The sequence below is a fragment of the Kitasatospora sp. NPDC056327 genome (assembly GCF_042261735.1).
Lineage (GTDB): Bacteria > Actinomycetota > Actinomycetes > Streptomycetales > Streptomycetaceae > Kitasatospora.
The window spans coordinates 1-7,959 of record NZ_JBHJRC010000354.1 but is presented as its reverse complement, the minus strand read 5'-3'; the positions used below and the strand labels follow the sequence as shown (position 1 = coordinate 7,959).

Below are 7,959 nucleotides of genomic sequence, written 5' to 3'. Positions count from 1 at the left end.
GCCCCGGAAGGTCCCGGGGCGCACCCCCGCCGCTCAGGACGGGCCGCCCGTCAGCACCAGCCGACCTGCGCGAACGCCTTCCAGGCCGCCCTGGTCTTCGACCCGGCGACGCCGTCGATGCCGCCGGTGTCGTAGCCGACGTCGACGAGGAAGCGCTGGAGGGCGCGGATGGTGTTGGGGCCGACCGCGCCGTCCACGGTGCCCGCGTTGTAGCCGTTGTCGTTGAGGTAGCTCTGCCAGGCCCGCCAGCTGCCGGAGCCGAGCTGGCCGTCGATCGCCCCCGGGTCGTAGCCGTTGTCGCGGACGAAGCACTGGACGCTCCGCGCCTCGGCGGTGTTGAGCCCCAGGTTGTTGACGGCCCGGACCGCCGCCGTGCGGGCCGGGGCCTGCGCGGCGGCCACGGCGGTGGTCCCGGCAGCGGCCGTGGTCGCGCCGGCGAGGGTGCCGACGCCGAGGGCGGCGGCCGTGAGGACTCCCAGCAGCGCTTTCGTGAACAGGTTCGACGCCATGGAATTTCTCCCGTGTCAGGGAAGTGCGGACGCCGCGAAGCTAGCACCGCACGCATGCGAACGACCGTTGTCCGCCGGGACGTCCCCCGATCGGCGGGGCGCGCGGACCAACCGCTTCGCGCCGGTTGTCCACGGCCCGCCCGGGGCCTACCCTGCTGCCGTGTCCTCGTCAGCGCGGGATGCCGCGATCACGACCTACGTGCACGGGACCGTCCCCGGGGCGGTGCCGGTGCTCGGACACCTGCCCGCCCTGGTCCGGGACCCGGCACGGTTCCTGGGCCGGCTGCACCGGTACGGCGACCTGGTGGAGGTCCGGCTGGGGCCCACCCGGCTGACGGCGCCCTGCCACCCCGAGCTGCTCCGGCAGGTGTACGCCGACGACCGCACCTTCGACAAGGGCGGCCCGGTCTACGGGCGCTTCCGGGAGATCCTCGGCAACGGCCTGCCGACCTGCGCCCACGCCGACCACCGCCGTCAGCGCCGGATGCTGCAACCGGAGTTCCGGCCCGAGCGGCTGGCCGGGTACGCCACGGTGATGACCCGGGAGGCCGAGCTGCTGGCCGGCTCCTGGCGGCACGGCGAGGTGGTGGACGTCTTCCCCGCCTGCTACCGCTTCACCCTGCGGGTGGTGACCCGCACGCTGCTCGGCACCGAGGCCCCGGACGTGCTCGCCGAACGCCTGCAGCACTCCTTCGAGGCGGCGTTCGCCGGTGCGCTGCGCCGGGTGATGCGGCTGCCCGCGGGCCCCGGCTACCGGGCGGCGGTCCGCACCCTGCGGCGGACGGTCACCGAGCTGGTCCGGGACCACCGTTCCCGCGGTCCGGGCCGCACCGACCTGCTGTCCGGCCTCCTCGCCGCCCGGGACGAGGACGGCACGACGCTCTCCGACGCCGAGCTGCACGACCAGGTCGTGGCCATGCTGCTGGCCGGCACCGAGACCACCGCCTCCCAGCTCTCCTGGACCCTGCGGCTGCTGACGGCGCATCCCGGGGCGCTGGCCGCCGTACGGGAGGAGCTCGACACGGTGCTCCCGGACGGCCGCCCCGCCGGGTGGGCCGACCTGCCGCGGCTGCCCCGCACCGCCCGGGTGCTGACCGAGGCGCTGCGGCTCTACCCGCCCGGCTGGGTGCTGCTGCGCACCTGCACCCGTGAGACCGAACTCGGCGGGCGCACCCTGCCGCGCGGCAGCCAGGTGCTGCTCAGCCCCTACGCGGCCCACCACGATCCGGGCGTCTTCGCCGATCCGGCCCGTTTCGACCCCGACCGCTGGCTGCCCGAGCGGGCCGGCGCCCTGCCCCGCTGGGCCTTCGCCGGGTTCGCCAACGGCCCCCGGCAGTGCCTCGGTGCCGACTACGCCCGCGCCGAGGCCGCCATCGCGCTGGCCAGCGTGCTGGCGCGCTGGCACCCGGTCCCGGCGCCGGGCCGGCGCGCGGCCGACGACCGGCCGCCGCGGCTCACCACCGTGCTCCGGCCGCAGCGGCTGCACCTGCGGATGCTCGACCGCACGCGGCTCCCGGCGCCCCCGGACGGCCGCTGACCCGGTGGCCGGGGAGTCGGGGAGTCGGGGAGTCCGGGCCCCGCCCCCCGGGGGTCCGTCCGGGGCGCCGGCCCCGCGTCCACGAGCCGGCCGTCCTGATCGGCGCCGCCGTACCGGCGCCGGCCCCGAACCCCGGCGGCCCCGCCGGACCCTGACATGCCGTCCGCGACGTCCCCGGCCGGCCCCCCCGGGGGGCGGCGCCGTTGTCGTACGTCCCCTCTACCGTCCTGGGCATGACTCCTGTGAGCGCAACAACACCGGCTTCGACCACCGTGCTCGCCCACCGGGACGGCAGCGGGCACCCGGCCCTCGACGGCGCGCCCGTCGCCCTCGTCACCGAGACCCTGCGGGAGGCACTGGTCGGGCTGGCGGCCCGCCTCGATCCGGCCGGCACGGCCGCCGACCCCGGCTGGGCGGCCTGCACGGCGCTGCGGCTGGTGGTGGCCGCTGCCTACGACACCGCCGAACCGGACGAGGAGACGGGCCTGCTCTACGTCACCCCGCCGGTCGCCGAACTGGCCGGCCGCCCGGTGTGGCTGGAGCGGGCCCACCGGGGCGGGCCGATCACCGCGAGATTCCCGGCCGACCGCTGCTGACCGGCGCCCGGCGGCGAAGGGCGGCCCACCCGGAGGTGGACCGCCCTTCGGGTGGACCGCCCTTCGGCGGCCTGCCGGAGGCGGCGTCAGGCCTTCTTCACCACGGTGGACTTGAGCTGCATGGCGCCGAAGCCCTCGATACGGCAGTCGATGTCGTGGCCGTCGACGCCGTCGACCAGACGGATGTTGCGGACCTTGGTGCCGGCCTTGATGCCGGAGACACTGCCCTTGACCTTGAGCGCCTTGACGACGGTGACGGTGTCGCCGTCGTTCAGGACGTTGCCGACCGCGTCCTTGATCACCCGGTCGCCGGCCGCCGTGCTCCCGCCGGTGGCGGCCGGGTCCCACTCGTGACCGCACTCCGGGCACACCATGAGGGCGTCCATCGCGTAGGTGTACTCGCCCGAGCAACGGGGGCAGGCGGGAAGGTTGTCGCTCATGTGATCAGCGTATCCAGTCGTTCGATGGTTGTGAACATGAAGAAGTTTTCAAGTCAAGGATGACGTACGGGCCGGACCGGCCGGACACCACCCCCGGAGGAACGGCCGGGCCCGCCCGGTGGCATCACCGGGCGGGCCCTCTGCCGACCGCCGGCCCTCAGTCGAGGAGGACGCCGTCCCGGGCGACCACCCGGCCGGCGCGGACGACCAGGTCCCGCCGGGGCAGGTCGACCACGACCTGCGGCAGGCACTCGCCGGGGAGCAGCATGAAGTCCGCCGGGGAGCCCGGCCGCAGGGTGACCCGCGGCAGGTCGAGCAGATCGGCACCGCCGTCGGCGGCCAGCGCGAAGCAGTCCGCCAGCTCCCGGTCGGTGCGGGCACCGGTGGTCCAGCCGAGCAGATGGGTGCGGTGCAGCATGTCGGCGTTGCCGAACGGGCTCCAGGAATCGCGCACGCCGTCCGAGCCGAGCCCGACGCGCACGCCGAGCGCCTGCAGCTCGCGGAACGGCAGCACCTGGTGAGCCGAGGGGGCCACGGTGGTGAGGCCGATGCCGGCCCCGGCCAGTTCGCCGGCGAGCTCCGCGAACGGCCCGTCGGCCAGCTCCGGGACGCAGAAGGCGTGGCTGACCACGACCCGGCCGGCCAGGCCCGCGGCCCTGGTACGGGCCAGGATGCCGCGCAACGGTTCGAGCCCGCGGTCACCGCGGTCGTGCAGGTGGATGTCCAGCCGCAGCCCGTGGCGCTCGGCCAGGTCGAAGACGAGGTCGAGCTGGGCGGGGCCCTCGCCGTCCGGGCCGCCGTCGAACCCGGCGGGGTCGATCCCGCCGACGGCGTCGATCAGTCCGCCCGCCGCCGCCTCGGCCAGCAGGTCCCCCGCGCCGGGCGTGCGGCGGACGCCGTGCTGTGGGAAGGCGACCAGCTGGACGTCGAGCGCCCCGGCCAGCCGTTCGCGCGCCTCGGCGAGTCCGGTGACCCCGGCCAGGCCGTAGGCGGGGGCGACGTCCACGTGGGCCCGGACCGCACGGGTCCCGGAGGCGACGGCGTGGGCCAGCAGGCGGTGGGCGCGGTCGGCGAGCGGGGTGCGCTGGTGGTGGTGGAGGTCGACGTCGCCCCGGACGTACTCGGGCAGCGAGCCGGCCGGACGGCGGCTGTACCAGGGCTCGCCCCAGGCCGTCTTGTCCGGGTGGATGTGCGCGTCGACCAGGGTCGGCAGCGCGATCCGGCCCTCGCCCTCCACCACCTCGGGCTCGGCGCCCTCCGGGAGGCGGTCGACCAGCAGGCCGTCGACGGCGATCAGGTCGACGGCCCGCTCGGCGCCGTACGGACGGACGTCACGGAAGACGGTGGCGGTGGTTGCGGCCATGTGGAGGGTTCAGCCCTTTCTCGGTGCGGTCCCACCCGGTGTGGTCCCACGCTGTTCGGTCGTGTTCGGTCGCCTTGGGTCCGGTCGCGGCGGGCCCGGGGACCGCTCCGTCCACGGATTGTCCGATGGAGGTCCGACCGGCGAAACATCCCACCAATTCCTACAACAGTCCCTGGTGCACGGCGCACCCGGGCCGCCGGTCTCCCGGCCCCGCACCCCCTGGCCGTTCCTCCCGCCGCTCGTGCTCTCCACCGTCCCGCTGGTCGCCATCGGCCTGCCCCCGGGCCGGATCGGCGGGCGCCCGGTGCGCTGCCCACTCTCCTGGGGACGGCCGGGCGGCGGGGTCGGCCGATCGGATGACCCCGCCGTCCACCGGCCGGCCGTCCCGGACGGGCCGAGCCGCCGATTCCGCGCGGGGGGCCGATGACGGAGGCTGAAAGGCACCGCGGCCCGGCCGCCGCGACCGCCGTCCGCCCCGTGGAGGAGCCCCGATGACCGACCGCCCCCTGTCACCGGCCGACCGGGCGTCGCTGGACGCCGCCCGCGACGGCCGCACCGACGCCGTAGCCGCCGCCCTCGCGGCGGGCGCCGATCCGGGGGCGCGCGACGCCGACCGCCGGACCGCCCTGCTGGAAGCGGTCGTCCTCGGCGACGGCGGGCCCGCCCAGCGCGCCGTGGTGGACGCCCCGCTCGCCCACGGCGCCGACCCGCTGCTGCCGGACGCCGACGGCGTCACCGCCCGCGCCCGCGCCGAGCGCCGGGGCTTCCGGGCCCTGGCCGCCACCCTGCGCGCGGCGGAGGCGGCCGGGGCCCGCGTGCGGGGGCGGCGGTGAAGGCCCGGGCCGCCGTCGGGCGGGCCGCGGCCGGCGTCGCGACGGGGCTGGTGCTGCTCGCGGCCTGCGGGGAGGCCGGGCCCGCGCCGTCGCCCACCACCGCCGGGACCACCACGCTCGGCACCGACGCTTCGCCGGACCCCGCCTCCCCCACCCTCCTCGTCACCGACTTCGGCGCCGACACCGTCACCTTCGTCGACCCGTCCCGCACCGACCGGGCCGCCGACCTCGGCTCCGTCCGGGTCGGCACCGCGCCGTACGGCCTCGCCGTCGCCCCCGACGGCACCGCCTGGGCGGCCACCGCCGAGGGCGTCGCCGCCGTCGACACCCGCACCCGCACCCGCACCGCGCTGATCCCCTACCGGACCGCCACCGGCCCGGTGACCACCGGCGAGTACCGGGGCGGCGGTATGGGCCTCGCCCTGTCCCCCGACGGCAGCCGGGTCTACGTCGGCGTCAACGTCCCCGGGGGCAACGGCACCCTGGAGGTCGTCGACACCGCCACCCGCGCGGTCGTCCGGGTCGTCCCGGTCGGCCGGCGTCCCTTCGACGTGGACGTCTCCGCCGACGGCCGCCAGGTCTACGTCACCGACCACGACTCCTTCGACGTCACCGTGGTCGACACCGCCGACTGGGCGCCGCGCCGCATCGAGGTCGCCCCGTACGGCACCGAGGGCGGTCTCGGCTCCTGGCTCAAGCCCCACTACACCGCCGTCCGCCCCTCCGACGGCGCCCTGCTGCTCCCCTTCGAGGGCGAGCGCCTCGCCGTCGTCGACCCGGCCACCGGCCGGGTCACCGTCGAGCCGATGACCGCCAACACCCATCAGCACGGCGTCACCGTCGCCCCCGACGGCACCCTCTACGCCGTCGGCACCGGCCCGATCGACCCCGCCGTCGACGCCGGCCCGTCCCTCACCGTCCGCCGCCCGGACGGCACCGAGCGCGTCGTCCCCCTCGACGGCCCGCACGAGACCGTCACCCTCTCTTCCGACGGCCGCACCGCCTACGTCTCCGGCGGCCACACCCGCGAGGGCGGCTGGAACGGCCTCACCCTCGTCGACACCGTCACCGCCCGCACCACCCGCCTCCCCGTCGGCAGGCTCCCCCTCGCCGTCGCCGTCCTCCCGCCCGCCACCACCGGCTGAGGGACGCCCGGGCGCTCCGGCGCGGCGGCTCCGGCGCGGCGGCTCCGGCGCGGCGAGGGGCCTTCGTTGAAAATAATAATGGGCAGTATTAATCTTGGCGGCATGGCAAGGACGTCGGCGGGCCAAGAGACCCGCGAGAGGCTGCTGCGGGCGGCGGAGGAGCTCTTCGCCGTCCGGGGCGTCGAGGCCTCGATGACCAAGGACATCGTGCGACTGGCCGGACAGGGCAACCCGTCGGCCGTGCAGTACCACTTCGGGTCGCGCGAGGGGCTGCTGGAGGCGATCATGGCCGCCCGGCAGGAACGCACCGAGCTGGCGCTCGCTCCGCACCGGGCCGGGCTCGCGGAGGCGGACCTCGCCGGGCTGCTCGATGCGCTGATCACCGCCGAGGCGACCGAGCTGCGCACCGGGCAGGGCCGGCACTGCCTGCTGATCTCCGCGCAGATCAGCCGCAGCAGCGGGGTCCGCACCCGTACGCCGCACCCCACGCTGGCGGGCGGCGGCTACTGGCGGCTGATCGGCCTGCTGGAGGAGCGGATCGCCTTCCTGCCCGAGCCGGTCCGGCTGGAGCGGCTCGACCTGGCCCTGACCCTGATCGGCGCGGCGCTGGCCGACCGGGCGCGGCAGTACCTCGCCGGAGCCGTGCCGCTGACCGACGAGGAGACCTTCCTCGCCGACCTGGTGACGGTGTCCGCCGCCATGCTCTCCGCCCCCACCCCCCGAAGGAGCACGTCATGAACGACCTCACCGGCAAGACCGTCATCATCACCGGCGGTGCCCGCGGCCTCGGCGCCGAGGCCGCCCGGCTCGCCGTCGCGGCCGGCGCCAACGTGGTGATCACCGACGTCCTGGAGGACGACGGCAGGGCCACCGCCGCCGAACTCGGCGACCGGGCACGGTTCGTCCGGCACGACGTGACCTCCGAGGAGGACTGGCAGCGGGTGGTGGACCTCGCCACGGCGGAGTTCGGCGCGGTGCACGGCCTGGTCAACAACGCCGGCATCTCCACCGGCACGCTGCTGGCGGACGAGAGCGTCGAGCACTTCCGCCGGGTCCTGGACGTCAATCTGACCGGTGTGTTCATCGGGATGAGGACCGTCGTCCCGGCTCTGCGCGCGGCCGGCGGCGGCTCGATCGTCAACATCTCCTCGGCGGCCGGTCTGATGGGCCTGGCGCTGACGGCCGGCTACGGCGCCTCCAAGTGGGGCGTGCGCGGCCTGAGCAAGATCGGCGCGGTCGAGCTGGGCACCGAGCGGATCCGGGTCAACTCGGTGCACCCGGGCATGACCTACACCCCGATGACGGCCTCGGTCGGCATCCGGCAGGGCGAGGGGAACTACCCCAACACCCCGATGGGGCGCGTGGGCGAGGCCCCCGAGATCGCCACCGCCGTGGTGTTCCTGCTCTCCGACGACGCCTCCTACGTCACCGGCGCCGAGCTGGCGGTGGACGGCGGCTGGACCACCGGACCGACCGTCAAGTACGTCATGGGGCAGTAGCGGGAACGGGCGGCCCGCCGCGGACCGGGTCCGCGGC

The 7,959-nt window shown here is 76.1% G+C and carries 8 protein-coding genes and 1 pseudogene; 6 read left to right on the top strand and 3 right to left on the bottom strand.

All coding sequences use genetic code 11. The annotated features are described in order from the left end of the window. Positions 1 to 50: 50 nt before the first annotated feature. Positions 51 to 509: a peptidoglycan-binding protein gene (locus ACFCX4_RS32395; RefSeq protein ID WP_376150361.1), complete on the bottom strand. Its 459-nt coding sequence runs from the start codon at positions 507 to 509 to the stop codon at positions 51 to 53. A 160-nt stretch (positions 510 to 669) separates the two neighbouring features. Here ACFCX4_RS32395 and ACFCX4_RS32390 point away from each other — a divergent pair, with 160 nt between their 5' ends. Together ACFCX4_RS32390 and ACFCX4_RS32385 are read left to right on the top strand one after the other, a co-directional pair. Beyond that, positions 670 to 2,046, top strand: coding sequence for a cytochrome P450 (locus tag ACFCX4_RS32390; RefSeq protein ID WP_376150359.1), 1,377 nt, complete (start codon positions 670 to 672; stop codon positions 2,044 to 2,046). Positions 2,047 to 2,279: 233 nt separating this feature from the next. Then, on the top strand, positions 2,280 to 2,642 hold the full coding sequence (locus tag ACFCX4_RS32385; protein ID WP_376150357.1) for a hypothetical protein: 363 nt from the start codon (positions 2,280 to 2,282) through the stop codon (positions 2,640 to 2,642). Positions 2,643 to 2,728: 86 nt separating this feature from the next. Here the strand turns inward: ACFCX4_RS32385 and ACFCX4_RS32380 are convergent, their stop codons facing one another. Next, positions 2,729 to 3,082 carry a zinc ribbon domain-containing protein YjdM gene (locus ACFCX4_RS32380; protein WP_376150355.1) on the bottom strand — a complete coding sequence of 118 codons (354 nt, stop codon included), beginning with the start codon at positions 3,080 to 3,082 and terminating at the stop codon, positions 2,729 to 2,731. A 157-nt stretch (positions 3,083 to 3,239) separates the two neighbouring features. Further along, on the bottom strand, positions 3,240 to 4,445 hold the full coding sequence (locus ACFCX4_RS32375) for an amidohydrolase (RefSeq protein ID WP_376150353.1): 1,206 nt from the start codon (positions 4,443 to 4,445) through the stop codon (positions 3,240 to 3,242). Positions 4,446 to 5,065: 620 nt separating this feature from the next. On the opposite strand from ACFCX4_RS32375, the pseudogene ACFCX4_RS32370 reads away from it, so the two are divergent. From ACFCX4_RS32370 to ACFCX4_RS32355, 4 genes and pseudogenes are all read left to right on the top strand, one after another. After that, positions 5,066 to 5,278: pseudogene (locus ACFCX4_RS32370) on the top strand (hypothetical protein); the annotation flags it as partial. Continuing rightward, positions 5,275 to 6,423 carry a hypothetical protein gene (locus ACFCX4_RS32365; protein WP_376150351.1) on the top strand — a complete coding sequence of 383 codons (1,149 nt, stop codon included), beginning with the start codon at positions 5,275 to 5,277 and terminating at the stop codon, positions 6,421 to 6,423. The pseudogene ACFCX4_RS32370 and the gene ACFCX4_RS32365, both read left to right, overlap by 4 nt. Positions 6,424 to 6,525: 102 nt before the next feature. Then, positions 6,526 to 7,161, top strand: a complete 636-nt coding sequence (locus ACFCX4_RS32360; protein ID WP_376150349.1) for a TetR/AcrR family transcriptional regulator — start codon at positions 6,526 to 6,528, stop codon at positions 7,159 to 7,161. Continuing rightward, on the top strand, positions 7,158 to 7,922 hold the full coding sequence (locus ACFCX4_RS32355; RefSeq protein WP_376150347.1) for a glucose 1-dehydrogenase: 765 nt from the start codon (positions 7,158 to 7,160) through the stop codon (positions 7,920 to 7,922). The genes ACFCX4_RS32360 and ACFCX4_RS32355 overlap by 4 nt, the downstream gene beginning before the upstream one ends. Positions 7,923 to 7,959: the final 37 nt, after the last annotated feature.

Coding starts and splice junctions, on each gene's coding strand:
- ACFCX4_RS32395 (WP_376150361.1), bottom strand. CDS start 509: ATGGCGTCGAACCTGTTCACGAAAGCGCTGCTGGGAGTCCTCACGGCC.
- ACFCX4_RS32385 (WP_376150357.1), top strand. CDS start 2,280: ATGACTCCTGTGAGCGCAACAACACCGGCTTCGACCACCGTGCTCGCC.
- ACFCX4_RS32380 (WP_376150355.1), bottom strand. CDS start 3,082: ATGAGCGACAACCTTCCCGCCTGCCCCCGTTGCTCGGGCGAGTACACC.
- ACFCX4_RS32375 (WP_376150353.1), bottom strand. CDS start 4,445: ATGGCCGCAACCACCGCCACCGTCTTCCGTGACGTCCGTCCGTACGGC.
- ACFCX4_RS32360 (WP_376150349.1), top strand. CDS start 6,526: ATGGCAAGGACGTCGGCGGGCCAAGAGACCCGCGAGAGGCTGCTGCGG.
- ACFCX4_RS32355 (WP_376150347.1), top strand. CDS start 7,158: ATGAACGACCTCACCGGCAAGACCGTCATCATCACCGGCGGTGCCCGC.